11 protein-coding genes are annotated in these 13,890 nt (G+C 63.2%); 7 read left to right on the forward strand and 4 right to left on the reverse strand.

The features are described from left to right. Positions 1 to 378 precede the first annotated feature (378 nt). Genes G5S42_RS17600 through G5S42_RS17610 form a run of 3 tightly spaced genes read left to right on the forward strand, consistent with a single transcriptional unit; the run spans position 379 to position 3,766 of the window. Positions 379 to 1,749: an MFS transporter gene (locus tag G5S42_RS17600; protein WP_176107925.1), complete on the forward strand. Its 1,371-nt coding sequence runs from the start codon at positions 379 to 381 to the stop codon at positions 1,747 to 1,749. A 26-nt stretch (positions 1,750 to 1,775) separates the two neighbouring features. Next, positions 1,776 to 3,008, forward strand: coding sequence for a cytochrome P450 (locus G5S42_RS17605; RefSeq protein WP_176107926.1), 1,233 nt, complete (start codon positions 1,776 to 1,778; stop codon positions 3,006 to 3,008). Beyond that, a complete protein-coding gene (locus G5S42_RS17610) occupies positions 3,002 to 3,766 on the forward strand; it encodes a glucose 1-dehydrogenase (RefSeq protein ID WP_176107927.1) in 765 nt (254 codons plus the stop codon). The genes G5S42_RS17605 and G5S42_RS17610 overlap by 7 nt, the downstream gene beginning before the upstream one ends. A 21-nt stretch (positions 3,767 to 3,787) precedes the next feature. Here G5S42_RS17610 and G5S42_RS17615 read toward each other — a convergent pair whose 3' ends face one another. The 4 genes from G5S42_RS17615 to G5S42_RS17630 form a co-directional block, all read right to left on the reverse strand. Then, positions 3,788 to 5,266, reverse strand: a complete 1,479-nt coding sequence (locus G5S42_RS17615) for an MmgE/PrpD family protein (RefSeq protein WP_176107928.1) — start codon at positions 5,264 to 5,266, stop codon at positions 3,788 to 3,790. 36 nt (positions 5,267 to 5,302) lie between these two features. Then, positions 5,303 to 6,232, reverse strand: coding sequence for an electron transfer flavoprotein subunit alpha/FixB family protein (locus tag G5S42_RS17620; protein WP_176107929.1), 930 nt, complete (start codon positions 6,230 to 6,232; stop codon positions 5,303 to 5,305). Further along, positions 6,232 to 6,987, reverse strand: a complete 756-nt coding sequence (locus tag G5S42_RS17625) for an electron transfer flavoprotein subunit beta/FixA family protein (RefSeq protein WP_176107931.1) — start codon at positions 6,985 to 6,987, stop codon at positions 6,232 to 6,234. Before G5S42_RS17625 ends, G5S42_RS17620 begins: the two co-directional genes overlap by 1 nt. Before the next feature lie 71 nt (positions 6,988 to 7,058). Further along, positions 7,059 to 8,714: a spinster family MFS transporter gene (locus tag G5S42_RS17630; protein ID WP_176107933.1), complete on the reverse strand. Its 1,656-nt coding sequence runs from the start codon at positions 8,712 to 8,714 to the stop codon at positions 7,059 to 7,061. 438 nt (positions 8,715 to 9,152) lie between these two features. Between G5S42_RS17630 and G5S42_RS17635 the strand changes: the two genes are divergently transcribed. The 4 genes from G5S42_RS17635 to G5S42_RS45470 are packed head-to-tail and all read left to right on the forward strand — an operon-like array spanning position 9,153 to position 13,881. Continuing rightward, positions 9,153 to 10,832 carry an FAD-dependent oxidoreductase gene (locus G5S42_RS17635; protein WP_176107935.1) on the forward strand — a complete coding sequence of 560 codons (1,680 nt, stop codon included), beginning with the start codon at positions 9,153 to 9,155 and terminating at the stop codon, positions 10,830 to 10,832. After that, positions 10,829 to 11,734 carry a fumarylacetoacetate hydrolase family protein gene (locus tag G5S42_RS17640; RefSeq protein ID WP_176107936.1) on the forward strand — a complete coding sequence of 302 codons (906 nt, stop codon included), beginning with the start codon at positions 10,829 to 10,831 and terminating at the stop codon, positions 11,732 to 11,734. The genes G5S42_RS17635 and G5S42_RS17640 overlap by 4 nt, the downstream gene beginning before the upstream one ends. A gap of 41 nt (positions 11,735 to 11,775) precedes the next feature. Then, positions 11,776 to 12,714 (forward strand): cupin domain-containing protein, encoded by a 939-nt coding sequence (locus G5S42_RS17645; RefSeq protein WP_176107937.1) that lies wholly within the window; start codon positions 11,776 to 11,778, stop codon positions 12,712 to 12,714. A gap of 24 nt (positions 12,715 to 12,738) precedes the next feature. Continuing rightward, entirely contained in the window at positions 12,739 to 13,881 is a 1,143-nt protein-coding gene (locus tag G5S42_RS45470) for an acyl-CoA dehydrogenase family protein (protein ID WP_176107938.1), read from the forward strand. Positions 13,882 to 13,890: the final 9 nt, after the last annotated feature.

Genomic DNA, 13,890 nt, shown 5'->3' on the forward strand with positions numbered 1-13,890 from the left:
CATCGCAACTCCATGCGGCAAAAGCCTTTTGACCGTCGCTAGATTTTTCGTCTCAATGGATCGGAAAAACGTATTGGTCGCCTCATGCGCTCGCGCATAAGCTAACGACAGACAACGTATCCAGACAGAACGAAATGCGCGCGGCATGACGCCCGAGCCGCGCATGACCCTCAGCGAGCCAATCCGAACGCACGGACCACGAGCAATGTATTCGCGGCCCGGGGTGCACGGTCGTCTTCGCGATTGGCGTGAGACCGGCGCGACACTGTCGCCGCGCGGCCCGCTTTCGACTCCTGCCTGACGCTTGCAATGCCGCCATGAAGAAGCGGTGAAAGAACGGTCGACAAGTGCCCAATTACTCTCACTAGTGAGGAGACGATGCAACTCAACCCAGTCGCGCAAGGTCCCGAACGGTCCGACATGCATGCCGCCATCGAACGGAAGATTTTCCGGAAGGTGACGATGCGGATAGTACCGATCCTCATTTTGTGTTTCTTCATCAACTATATCGATCGCGCCAACCTCGGCGTTCTATTTTCCCCCATCTCCAAAGAACTGCATCTCACGGCGTCCGCTTTCGGTTTCGCCGCAGGTATCTTCTTTCTCGGCTACCTCGTGTTCGAAGTGCCATCGAACATGGCGATCGTGCGCTTCGGCGCGAGACGCTGGATCGCGCGGATCATGATTAGCTGGGGTATCGTCACTTGCCTGCTCGCGGCAACGCACAGCGTGCCGATGCTGTACACGCTGCGCTTTGTTCTTGGTGCCGCCGAAGCAGGGTTCTTTCCCGGCGTGCTGTTTTACCTAACTTTTTGGTATCCGCGACATCTGCTCGGCCAGGCCTATTTGACGCTCGAACTAAGCGTGCCCGTTTCGCTCGCGCTCGGCTCTGTCGTGACTGCCGGACTTCTTCTGATGGAGGGCGTAGCAGGCATCGCCGGTTGGCGCTGGGCCTTCGCGCTGGAAGGGATTCCCGCCATAGTGATGGGCTTCCTGGTCCTTTTCATTCTGCCGGATGGACCGAAGCAGGCAAAATGGCTGACGCAGGAAGAGCAAGACTATTTACTCTTGAGAACCGTTTCGGATCACGGACATTCAAAAGCGAGCCTGAGCGAATTCAAGGCCGTCGTATGCAACCCGCTGACATGGCTCTTTATCGCGCTCGAGTTCTCGATCATCATCGGCTTCTGGGCCGTCACATACTTCCTGCCAAAGATCGTGCAGGAGCGCTTTCACGTCGATCCCGTCCATGCGGGCCTGATCTCCTCGATTCCATGGTTGGCAGCTGTCGCCGGCATCGCGCTCGTGGCATGGACTTCGCGCAAGACCGGCGACCGGAAATGGCACTTGCTGATCGTCTTGCTGCTCTCTGCGGTCGGCCTGTGGATCACGGCGCGCGTCGATTCGCCCGTCGTCGGCCTGATCGGCATTTGTATCAGTGCTGCTGGCGTGCAGGCGGCGGTGCCGCTGTTCTGGACCATTCCCGCGATGTCCTTCAGTGGTGCGCGCGCGGCGATAGCAATTGCCTTTATCAACTCAGTCGCAAGTACAGCAGGACTCGTCGGGCCGTGGATTCTCGGCATTTCGCAGGATCTGACGGGAACCAGCCGGACCGGACTTTATGTGATGTCGGCCTTCTTCCTCATATCGGCATTTCTTGCTTTCCAGGTCAGTCAATCGCGTTCGAAAGCGGAGGTGGGACGCGGCACGTCTGGCGTTTCGGCAGCGGGCAACGTCGGCTTGGAATAACGGTTTTATATCGTGGAGTTAGACGCATGCGAAAGGATGGGGATGTGACGGATCACGACCACGTCGGACGCGACTTTCCGTTTCAACGGCCAGGCGGCCCGCTCAGCCCACCGCTCGAATACGCACGGCTGCGTGAGGAACAGCCGCTCAGCAAGGTCAGGCTTTGGGACGGCTCGACAGCCTGGATCGCGACCCGCTGGGAGGACGTGCGCGCGATCCTCGGAAGCCCGCATTTCAGCGTCGATCCGTTTCGTCCGGGCTATCCGTCGGTTTCGCCGGCACGCGCCGTGCAAGCACGATCGCGTCAGGCGTTCATCAACATGGACGACCCCGATCATGCGCGCTTCCGGCGGATGCTGACGAAAGACTTTATGCAGAAGCGCATGAGCGACCTGCGTCCGATGGTCCGCGAGCTCATCGACGAGCTAGTCGACAAGATGCTCCAGCATGGACCGCCGCTTGATTTCGTCGAGCATTTTTCGCAGCCGCTTCCTTCGATGGTCATCTCCGCGCTGCTCGGCGTGCCGTACGAGGATCACGCGAAACTGGGCACATGGAGTACGACGCGTAACGATCACACCGCGTCGCCGGAAACCGTGCAGGAGGCGGTGCGCAGTATGGAAGCGCATCTGGACCGGATCATCGCTCAGAAGGAGGTCGATCCCGGCGAGGGGCGCGACATGCTGAGCCGCCTGGTCATCGAGCAGATTCGTCCCGGACACGTGACACGTGAGGAAGTGGTGCGGATCGCCTCACTGTTGTATTCAGCCGGGCACGGCACCACGGGCAGTCAGATCGGTCTTGGCACGCTATCGTTGCTGATGCACCCCGAGCAGCGCGCCGAACTCGATGCCGATCCTTCGTTGCTCGCAAGCGCCATCGAAGAGATGCTGCGTTTTCACACGATTGCGCACTTCAATTCGGCACGCGTGGCGACGGTGGATGTGGTTGTCGGAGAAAACCTGATTCGCGCCGGTGAAGGCGTCTACCCGCTGATCTTCGCTGCCAATCGCGATCCCGATGTATTTCCAAACCCTGATACGTTCGATATCCACCGCAACCCGCAGGAGCATGTAGCTTTCGCCTACGGCATCCATCAGTGTCTAGGGCAACCGCTTGCGCGCCTCGAGCTGCAGACGGTGTTCAGCATGCTGTTCAGGCGTCTGCCTGGATTGCGGCTCGCGGTGCCGGTCGAGACGCTGACGTTCAACAGCACGTCTCAGGTTTATCGGCTGGAAGCCTTGCCCGTCACATGGTGAGCGCACCCGAGACACCGCGCTTTGCTGGCAAAGTCGCGTTGATCACCGGCGGCGCCTCGGGCATTGGCCGTGCAACGGCGGAACTGCTGGCACGCGAAGGGGCGCGTGTCGTCATCGCGGACCGGTGCCGCGAGGAGGGGAATGCGCTCGGCTCACGTCTGCGTCGCGACCACGGCGATGCCCTGTTCATCGAGACCGATGTCACCTGCCCGGACTCCATCGAAGCGATGGTCACACGCACCTTGCGCGAACACGGCCGCATCGATTGCGCCGTCAACAATGCCGGCTTGTCCGAGACGCCGATCGATCTGACCGACGCCACGCCCCAACATTGGACGCGTCTCATGTCGGTCAACCTGCGCGGCGTATTTCTTTCGATGCAGCACGAGATCCAGGCCATGCTGGAAAGCGGTGGTGCGATCGTCAACGTGTCGTCGCGCACGGGCCTGGTGGGCAAGCCGCGCCACGCGATCTATACGGCCGGCAAGCATGGCGTGCTCGGACTGACGCGATCGGCTGCCGTCGATTACGCGCGACACGGCATACGCGTCAACGCCGTCTGCCCGGGACTCGTGCGCACCCCTTTCGTCGAGCGAAAGCTCGGTGACCGCCTGGGTGAGCTGGCAGCTACGATGAATCCAATGGGACGCATCGGCGAGCCCGAAGAGATCGCTGAATGCATCGCGTGGCTGTGTTCCGATGCGGCGAGCTTCGTCACGGGCATCGCCTTGCCGGTGGATGGGGGCGCGGTGGCCTGATCACGCCGCGCCCGCCGCCCCTCATGCTTGCGTGACCTGCGTGCGCATTGACAGGAACAAGGCGCTGAGACTCGCGGTGAGCCGTTCGACCGGCAATTCGTCGAGCGCCATGACCACGTCCGTCACTTCGCGCACCGCGCGCTGAAGTTCCTCCGGGCCGCCGCCTGCCGCATCGAGCCCGGCCATCACGCCGAACTTGCTGCGGACTTGCGCGTCCGAGAAACGCGTCGTGTCGGTCCAGGGGTCGCCCGTCGCGTTATCGGCGGTCGCGCTGAAGACGGTGCCGCGCGCATGAATATCGACGCCGCCAGGCACCCCGCGCCATTGTCCGCCCGTCATCCATTCTGCGATGTTCGAAGAAGAGGGCTCGGCGGTGACCGTCACGCGTTCGCGGAACGCCGCGATGCGCGAGTCATTCATTGTTGTCGATTCGTACCAGCGTGGACCCGGCGGAATCGCGTGGGCGAGGGCGGCGAGTGCGTGCGCATGGCTGAACTCGGCGCTGAGAAGATCCTTCGGCTGCTGTTCACGGAAGATGGACGTGAGCGAGAACGGATTCGCCCGCACTACGACACGCGTGATTTCATCGGGCCGCAGCGCGTGCTGTTCCAGCAGTTGCGCGAACGCGGTCAGGGGGTGGTGGATCCAGCGGCAGCACGGCCAGGGCTTGTAGGTCGTATTGAGAATCTGCCAGTCGTCGCCGAGGCCGGCGAGTAGCGCGCGATCGTCGTGGCCCGGCGAGCCGTAGAACTTCCAGAATGCATTTTCGCCGTCGAGTATGTCCGTGAACCCCGTGCTGCCGAGTCGCGCAAGCAACGCGGACGATACGCCGATTTCCGCGCACCAACCGGCATCGGCGTATTTGTACATCGGCTGCTCGACGGATTCCGCCCATTTGCGCAGCGTAGGCTGCGGCGAATTGCTGCCGCCGATGCCGAACGCGTGATTGGCCTGCCTACCGTCCAGACGCGCGATGTGCACCGACGTGCCGATAGCTGCCCAGGTGATGGTGGCGGCAGGTCCGCCGAGCTCGTTCCAGCCGATCACCTTGCCGTTTTCGATCTGCATCGGCGCGCCCATCCAGCTGCCGATCCGTGCGCCGACATCGAAGCCCACGGCGATCGCGCCGAGCAGATCGCGGCCGCTGCGGCTGTCGAGCTCGGCCAGCGCTAGCGCGGAGAACACGGTGGCGTTGCCGAAGTGCGTCGACGTGGGGAAAGTGTCGTCGGCGTCGAGCACGTTGGCGAGTCGCGCGTTGGCGTACGCCGCCGCCGTCGCCGAGCTGCGCCGTGCCGAGCCGACGACGCTCGCATGCGGCGCGCCACCGAGCATGTCGACATAGTCGAGCGCGATTTTTCCGCTTGGCGTATCGACAGCGCCGAGCGCGCAGCCGATCGTATCGAGCAGCAGGCGTTTCGTTTCATGCACGACGGGCTCGGGAAGATCTTCGAAGCGCGTCTGCACCGTGAAATCGGCCAATGTCTGCGTGAGCGAGGTCATGCGAAAACTCCTGAATGAACGATGAACAAACGCGCGTCAAAGCGCGTCCTGCAGTTGCGGCAGCGCCTCGAACAGATCGCCGACGAGGCCATAGTCCGCTACTTGGAAGATCGGCGCGTCGGCATCCTTATTGATCGCGACGATCACCTTCGAGTCTTTCATCCCGGCGAGATGCTGGATCGCGCCCGAGATGCCGATGGCGACATACAGTTGCGGCGCAACGATCTTTCCGGTCTGCCCGACCTGCAGATCGTTCGGCGCGAAACCCGCATCGACGGCCGCACGCGACGCCCCTACGGCGGCGCCTAACTTGTCCGCGAGCGGATAGAGCAGTTCGAACAGCTCCGCGCTGCGCATGCCGCGCCCGCCGCTCACCACGATGTCCGCAGCGCTGAGGTCCGGGCGATCCGAGCGCGCCATTTTCTCGCCAACGAAGACTGAGGTGCCGCTATCCACAGCGCCCGTGACGGGCACGATGTCGGCGCTTCCGCCGGTTGCATCGACGGGCGTGAAGGCAGTCGCGCGCACGGTTGCGCATTTGATCGCCGCGCCCGACTGTACGGTCGCGATCGCGTTGCCCGCATGAATGGGGCGCTTGAACGTGTCGGCGGAAAGGACCGCGACAATATCGGAAACGGGGTCCGAGTCAAGCAACGCGGCGATGCGCGGCAGCAGGTTCTTTCCGTGGGAGCTCGCCGCACACAGGACGTGGCTGAAGCCGACTGCCAGCGACACGACGAGCGGTGCGAGGTTTTCCGGCAACTGATGCGCATACTCAGAATGATCGGCGATGAGCACGGTTTTCACATGTGCGATGCAGCGGGCTTGCGCCGCCAAGTCCTGCACTAAGTGCCCGGCCACGAGCAGCGTGATGTCGCCGCCGATCTCCCGAGCGGCCGCGACCGTGTTCAATGTAGCCGCGCCGAGCGCGCCGTTTGAATGTTCTGCGATTACGAGAATGGCCATCAGATCACCTTTGCTTCGGTCTTGAGCTTGTCGACGAGTTGCGCGACGGACGTCACCTTTACGCCGCCCTTGCGTTCGGCGGGCGGCTCGACACGCAGTGTTTCGAGCGTCGTCCCGACGGAAACGCCGAGCGCGCTCGCCGCGAGCGTCTCGAATGGCTTCTTCTTCGCCTTCATGATGCTGGGTAGCGTCGTGTAACGTGGCTCGTTAAGACGCAAGTCGGCCGTGACGACGGCGGGCAGTCGCAGCGTTACCGTCTGCAGGCCACCGTCCACTTCGCGCGTTACTGTCACGCGTTGCGCGTCGACGTCGACGTCGACGCTCGAGGCAAACGTGCCTTGCGGCCAGTTCGTGAGCGCGGCAAGCATCTGGCCCGTCTGATTGTTGTCGCTGTCGATCGCCTGCTTGCCGAGCAGGACGAGCTGCGGTGCTTCGCGTTCGACGACCGCCTTCAACAGCTTCGCGACGGCGAGCGCGCCGGGCGTCCCGGTCGTCTCGACCAGAATCGCCCGGTCCGCGCCGATCGCGAGCGCCGTGCGCAATTGCTCCTGTGCAGCGGCGGGGCCGACTGACACCGCGACGATTTCTGTCGCGATACCTTTTTCCTTCAGACGAACGGCCTCTTCGACGGCGATTTCACAGAACGGATTGATCGACATCTTCACGTTGTCGAGTTCGACGCCGCTATGATCGGATTTGACGCGCACCTTCACGTTGTGATCGACGGCGCGTTTGACCGTAACCAATACCTTCATGCTGATGACCTCATTACCTGATTCCTTATCGACGGGATAGCGAAACTGAAAAGCGAGCGGAGTACGGAGGCTCAGTGCGTCAACTGTGGACCGCCGACTTCCACGTAACCGTCACCGCGCGTTTCGGCATTGAAGCGCTCGAGCTCCGCATGGGCATCTGCTTCGCCCTGCAACAGCGAGCGGCTCGCGAACAGCAGCGCGCCGATCGAAACGGGCAGCACACCGATCGCGATGAGAATCGCGAGTCTCAGATCGCCAGATGCATCGCTGACGATGCCGACGAAGTACGGCCCGAGCCCCAGCCCGAAGATGTTCGGCCCGAGCGAAAATGCGGCGAACGCCGTGCCGCGCAGTCGCGGAATGACGAGATCCTGCGTGGTCGCCTGAAGTGGACCGAACCACATCGGGACGAAGAATGTCGCGACTGCATAGGCGCAATAGAACACCGTGACGTTTTGCGTCAGGTACTGCACCATGCTCGCCGCGCTGAACGCGGTCGCGGTCACGCAGACGAAATAAAGGCGGCCGAATGCGTGCTTGCGCTTGGCCCAGTCGCACAGGTAGCCGCTCACGCTGATGCCCGATCCGCCCGCAATGATCGCGATAATGCCCAGATGCAGGCCGGCGCTCGCGGTCAGGCCGAGCGTGCGGCTCGCGTAGACGAACACGAAGGCGTTGACGGCATTCATCGCGAACGCGAGGAAAGCGCCCGCGACGGTGACGGCCGCGAAGGTCCGCGATCCCGTGATGAGGCGGTGCGCGTACGCGTCGCTGAGCCGCGTGGCCTGATACCAGTTGGAGCACACGTAAAACGCAACCGCGATGGCAACCCATTGCACGAGGTTACTCGTGATATCGAAGCCGCCGACCGTCGCGATCACGGCCTTGCGGCCTGCCGAAAGCACTTGGTTCGTGCCCCACGTGGCCACGATCACGAGCGCGACGGAGATGAGCAGATAGACGAAGTTGCGCGCGTATTCGCGGCGCGGGGCGCCAAGCGCCTGAAGCCGCAGCCAGCTCCATGGCGGAATCATCGAGCCGAGATCCCGCACGGCGCTCGCGAACGGATGCGGGTCCTTCCTGGCAGGCACGGCGTCGAGCCGGCCGCGCATCGGCTCGCGAACCGTCAGCATCACGATCAGCGCGAACAGCATGCCCGGCACGCCCACGCCGATGAAGGACGCCTGCCAGCCCGTCAGTCCGAGCGGCGCATTGCCGTGCCCGAAGGCGCGTTCCCATGCCGACACGATCGATCCGCCAATCGCGAGCGATGCGCCCGCACCGACATACACGCCGACGGAATAGAGCGCGAGCACCGTACCGCGCCGCGCGCGCTCGAAGTAGTCGCCGAGCAGCGAGACGGCGGCAGGCGTGGCGCTTGCCTCGCCGATGCCCACCCCGATGCGCGCCGTGCCCAGTTGCACGAAGCTGCGCGACAACCCGGACAGCGCCGTCATCAGCGACCAGAACGACAGACCGAGCGCGAGCGTGCGCACGCGGCTCCAGCCGTCGGCGAGACGCGCGAGCGGAATGCCGAACACGCAATAGAACAGCGCAAAAGATGTGCCGTAGAGCAGGCCGAGCTGCGCGTCGGACACGCCCAGATCCTTCTTCAGATAGGGCGCGAGGATGGTCACGATCTGCCGGTCGATGTAACCGAAGGCGTAGATCAGCGTCAGGATGAACAGCACATACCAGCGATACCAGGGACGTTCAGGGGTGGTCATGGTGAACCTTTGAAATGCGGCGCCGCAAACGGAAAATGCGCGGCGCGGATGCGAATCGACGGCCATGCGTCCGGACTTGCGGACAGACCGCCGTCGTTGAAGAGCCGTCGCGAGGCGATTATTCGGTGCGGATGGCGGGCATGGTGTCGTGTCTCCTGATGTTGGCTTTTGTCGGCTGCCGAAGCGTCTCGGCCTATCGGCTGCTTCACAGGATAGCCACGCATATGGGCCAGAAACCAATACGTTTTTCCGATCCATTGAGAGGAAGAAACTTGGGTGCATATCAGAGGGAAATCCTCTGAATTCCTCTGCAAACAGTATTGGTCGAGGCACGGGGGTGCTTGCTAGAGTGGCTTCACATCGAGGTGCCGCTGTCGAAAAGCAAGGCGGTGCGACGTAGGTTCTAACGACACGTGGAGCATGATGGAGCATTCAGCTATGGCGCAAATCGAAGCGAGCGGGCACGCCCCGGTCGTCATTATTGGAGCGGGGCCGATCGGCCTCTCCCTCGCAGGCGATCTCGGGTGGCGAGGCATTCCTTGCGTGCTCATCGAACGCAGCGACGGCACCGTGTCCCAGCCCAAGATGGACATGGTCGGCATCCGCACAATGGAATTCTGCCGCCGCTGGGGCATCGTCGAAGATGTCGAGAACGCGGGCTACAACCGGGACTATCCGCAGGACTACGCCTGGGTGTCGCAACTGGCGGGCGGCTATGAATTCGGCCGCGAGCGGTTTCCGAGCGTGCGGGATGAGGCGCGCCCCGAGCAGAGCCCGCAAAAGCGCGAGCGCTGCCCGCAGAATTTCTTCGACCCCGTGCTGACGCGCTTCGCGCAGAAGACGGGTAAGGTGCAGTTCCGCTATTGCACCGAATACGTATCGCATGAAGAGCATGACGACGGCGTTTCCGTGACCGTGCGCGACCTGGCATCGGGCAAGGAAGATACGATCGAGTGCCAATATCTCGTCGGTTGCGACGGCGGCGCGAGCCGCGTGAAGGAGAACCTCGGGATCCGCATGACCGGTACGCCCGCGCTGACTTATACAACCAACGCGATTATCGAATGCAAGGGGCTCGAAGCCCTGCACGACAAGAAGCCTGGCTATCGCTACATCTTCATCGGACCAGAAGGCACATGGAGCACGGTGGTCGCGATCAATGGACGCGACCAGTGGCGCTTTTCAATCGTCGGCGACGGCACGATGCGCACGCTCTCAGAAGAGGATGTGGCGAAGGCTTTCCGGCGCGCTGTAGGCCGCGATGACTTCAATTTCAGGATTTTGTCGGTGATGCCGTGGATTCGCCGCCAGCTTGTCGCGGACAACTACGGCACCGCACGCGTGAAGATCGCCGGCGACGCCGCCCACCTGACTTCACCCACTGGGGGCTTCGGCATGAATATGGGCATCCAGGACTCCGTGGACCTCGGCTGGAAGCTGCAGGCGATGGTCGAGGGGTGGGGCGGCGAACATCTGCTCGATACCTACGAGTTTGAACGCCGTCCGGTTGCCATCCGCAACGTCAACGAGGCGACCAACAATCTCAAGCTCATGCTCGCGCCACGCAAGAATCTGAGCCCCGCCGTGTTCGAGTCGGGCGAAGCGGGCGATGAGGCGCGCCGTGTTTTCGGCGATGCCTACACGGCGATGATGAAGCGCGAGTGGTACACGATCGGTATTCATTTGGGCTTCCGGTACGAAGGCTCGTCGATCGTTGTGCCCGATGGCACGCCGGAGCCCGAGGACACGATCAGCACCTATGTGCAGACTTCGCGTCCGGGCCATCGCGCGCCACACGTGTGGCTCGCGCCCGGCCGCTCCACGCTCGACCTGTTCGGCCAGAGCTTCGTGCTGCTGCGCTTCGACGCATCGCTCGATGTGGAAACGCTGCGCGACGCGGCGCAACGCGCGGGCGTGCCTTTCACGGTCGTCGATATCGGCGATGACGCGGCACGTGCCGTGTACGAGCGCGCACTCGTGCTCGTGCGTCCGGATGGGCACGTGGCATGGCGCGCCGACGCGGCACCCGAAGATGCGCAGGCGTTGATCGACGTGATTCGCGGCGTGTATCCCGTGAGGCCCGAGGCGGTCGTCACCGAAGAGGTGGCCACGCGATGAAGCTCGTCACATTCGATCAAGGCCGTATCGGCATCGTGGACGGCGAGCGTGTCATCGATATCACCGATCTCGCGGGCGCAGAACCGGGCACATGGCCGCCCGTCGGCATGGTGCGCCTGATCGCCGACTGGCAGGCGCGCAGCCCCGCGCTGCACGATGCAGTGACACGACGCGAAAGCAGGCCGCTCGCCGAGGCTCGGCTCGAAGCGCCCGTGCAGTGGCCGAACAAGATCATCGCGTTTCCCGCGAACTATCACGCGCATATCGACGAGATGAAGCATGGCTCCGGCAGCGGCGTGATCTCGACCTACAAGGCGAGCGGCCAGGGCTTCTTCCTGAAGGCGAACTCTAGTCTGAGCGGTCCCGCGGACGACATCGTCCTGCCGCCGCTCGCAGGCCGCGAGATTCATCACGAGTGCGAGCTCGGCGTTGTGATCGGCAGGCGAGGGCGCGGCGTGACGCGGGCCGATGCGCGCGACTATGTGTTCGGCTTCACGTGTCTGCTCGACATGGTCGTGCGCGGCAAGGAGGAGCGTGTGATGCGCAAGTCCTTCGACACGTTCTGCCCGACCGGGCCGTGGATCACGACCGCCGATGAAATCGCCGATTTCGACAACATCGAGATGCGTCTCTTCGTGAACGGCGAGGAACGTCAGTCGGCTTCGACGCGCAATCTGATCGTCGACATTCCCGAGATGATCGCGATGTCCTCGGCCGTGATGACGCTCGAACCGGGCGACATCATCGCGAGCGGCACGCCGGCTGGCGTCGGTCCCGTCGAGGACGGCGACGTGCTGGAAATCGTGATCGACGGCGTCGGCTCGATGACGCTCGACGTGCGTCAGGGTGAACTCGGCATGCACGCCGTGTGGGACGAGGCGAAAGCCGGTCTGGCGGTATAACGCGCGCCGCTTTTATGCAGACAAACGAACAGGGAACAGCAATGTCGCACACGGTCACACAGGCGCCCGCCGCGCCTCAAGGTTACTTTGATGACTTGCAGGCCCGCGCGCTCTCGCCGGGCTGGGCGAAAAAAGTGCCGCAGATGTGGCCGGCGCCACGGCCGCGTTTCGTGCCCGCCGTGTGGCGCTATGCCGATGCCCGCGCCGCGCTCGATGCCGCGTGCGCCTTCGTCTCGCCCGAGCAGGCGGAGCGCCGCAATCTGATCATGGTCGATCCGATTGCCGACAACATCTACCCGACCTGCCGCAATCTGGTGGCCGCGTATCAGCTTGTGCTGCCCGGCGAGACCGCGCGTTCGCACCGGCATTCGCCCAACGCGCTGCGCCTGATTCTCGATGCGGGTGAGCGCACTTTCACGATCGTCAACGGCGTGCAGATCGACGTTGCGCCGGGCGATGTAGTGCTCACACCGTCGTGGCACTGGCACGGCCACAGCAACTTCGGCGACGAGCCCGCTTTCTGGATCGACTTTCTCGATGTGCCGCTGGTGCAGAACCTCGAATGCATGTTCTTCGAGGATCATCCGCGGCGCAACGAACCGGTGACGTCGCACGAACCAGATTCGCCGATGCGTCACAAGCGCGCCGACCTGGAGCGCGGCGCGCGCGAACACGGCACTTTCGAACTCGCCACCGATTGCCTGAAGACTATCGGCGTGCAGTCGATCGGCCTGGCGCGTGGCGCTCGGGAGGAACAGCGACCGCGCATCGACAACAACCTGTACACGGTCATGAGCGGACACGTGCGGATCACCGTCGAGCCGCTGGGCGCCGTCGAGCTCACGCGCGGCGATGTGATCGCCATTCCCTGCTGGCACGCGTTCACGATCGAGAGCCTGTCCGAACAGGCGCAACTGATTTGCGTGAGCGACGAGCCCGCGATGCGCGCGCTCGGCTTTCGCGACGTGACGCTGCCGTAATGCAAGGCATATGAGGAGAACAAGGTGAAGTTCAGCGAAGAACAGGAAATGCTGCGCGACATGGTGCGCAGGGTCGCGGACGAACAGGTGCGCCCGCTCGTCGCGGAAATGGAGGAGACGCGTGATTTTCCGGATGTGCTCGTCGAAGTGTTCGGCGATCTCGGCCTCTTGCAGATGTGGGTACCGGAGGAATACGGCGGACCGGGGGGCAATCTGACCTCGGTGTGCATCGCGAAGGAGGAGATCGGCAAGGTGTCGCTGGCCGCCTCGACGCTGTGTGCGAACAACTCGATCGGCCTCATCCTGCCGTTGCTGCATTTCGGCACCGACGCACAAAAGGCGCGCTATCTGCCGGAAGCCGCGAAGGGCCGCACGATCTCGTCGGTCGCGATCACGGAGCCGGAGGCCGGTTCCGACGTCTCCGCGATCCGCACCACGGCCCGCCGCGACGGCGCGTCGTATGTGATCGACGGACAGAAGAGCTGGATAACGTGGGCCGCGCAAGCGCACTTCATGCTCGTTTTCGCGCGTACGTCGGAAGGGCGCGGGCACGAGGGCATCAGCGTGTTCCTCGTCGATACGAAGACGCCGGGCCTCAAGGTCGGCCGCAAGGAAGTGAAGATGGGCCGCCACGGCTCGCCGACCTATCAGGTGTTCTTCGAGAACATGCGCGTCGATGCCGATTGCCTGCTCGGCGAGGAAGGCCACGGATTCAAGGCCTGCATGCGGATTCTCGACCTGAACCGGCCTTCGGTCGCGGCGTCGTCGCTCGGGCTCGCGCAGGCGGCGCTCGACGAGTCGGTGCAATACGCGAAGGACCGCCGCCAGTTCGGCAAGCGGATCGGCGACTTTCAGGCGATCCAGTTCAAGCTCGCCGACATGGCGATGAAGATCGAGGCCGCGCGCACGCTGCTCTACACGAGCACGCAGGAAATCGACGCGGGCGACACGAGCCGCCTCACGCTGCTTTCGTCGATGGCGAAGTGCTATGTCACCGACGTCGCCATGGAAGCCGCGCTCGAAGCTGTGCAGGTGCACGGCTCATACGGCTACTCGACCGAATATCCCGTCGAGCGCTTCATGCGCGACGCGAAGCTGAACCAGATTCTCGAAGGCACCAACGAGATTCATCGGCTGATCATCGCGCGGCAGCTGCTCGGCAAGTGACGTGGGACA

The organism is Paraburkholderia youngii (genome assembly GCF_013366925.1).
GTDB classification, from domain to species: domain Bacteria; phylum Pseudomonadota; class Gammaproteobacteria; order Burkholderiales; family Burkholderiaceae; genus Paraburkholderia; species Paraburkholderia youngii.

What these genes read in the sequence shown, in the direction of transcription:
- G5S42_RS17600 (WP_176107925.1), top strand. Translation starts at nt 379, where the DNA reads ATGCAACTCAACCCAGTCGCGCAAGGTCCCGAACGGTCCGACATGCAT.
- G5S42_RS17605 (WP_176107926.1), top strand. Translation starts at nt 1,776, where the DNA reads ATGCGAAAGGATGGGGATGTGACGGATCACGACCACGTCGGACGCGAC.
- G5S42_RS17610 (WP_176107927.1), top strand. Translation starts at nt 3,002, where the DNA reads ATGGTGAGCGCACCCGAGACACCGCGCTTTGCTGGCAAAGTCGCGTTG.
- G5S42_RS17615 (WP_176107928.1), bottom strand. Translation starts at nt 5,266, where the DNA reads ATGACCTCGCTCACGCAGACATTGGCCGATTTCACGGTGCAGACGCGC.
- G5S42_RS17620 (WP_176107929.1), bottom strand. Translation starts at nt 6,232, where the DNA reads ATGGCCATTCTCGTAATCGCAGAACATTCAAACGGCGCGCTCGGCGCG.
- G5S42_RS17625 (WP_176107931.1), bottom strand. Translation starts at nt 6,987, where the DNA reads ATGAAGGTATTGGTTACGGTCAAACGCGCCGTCGATCACAACGTGAAG.
- G5S42_RS17630 (WP_176107933.1), bottom strand. Translation starts at nt 8,714, where the DNA reads ATGACCACCCCTGAACGTCCCTGGTATCGCTGGTATGTGCTGTTCATC.
- G5S42_RS17635 (WP_176107935.1), top strand. Translation starts at nt 9,153, where the DNA reads ATGGCGCAAATCGAAGCGAGCGGGCACGCCCCGGTCGTCATTATTGGA.
- G5S42_RS17640 (WP_176107936.1), top strand. Translation starts at nt 10,829, where the DNA reads ATGAAGCTCGTCACATTCGATCAAGGCCGTATCGGCATCGTGGACGGC.
- G5S42_RS17645 (WP_176107937.1), top strand. Translation starts at nt 11,776, where the DNA reads ATGTCGCACACGGTCACACAGGCGCCCGCCGCGCCTCAAGGTTACTTT.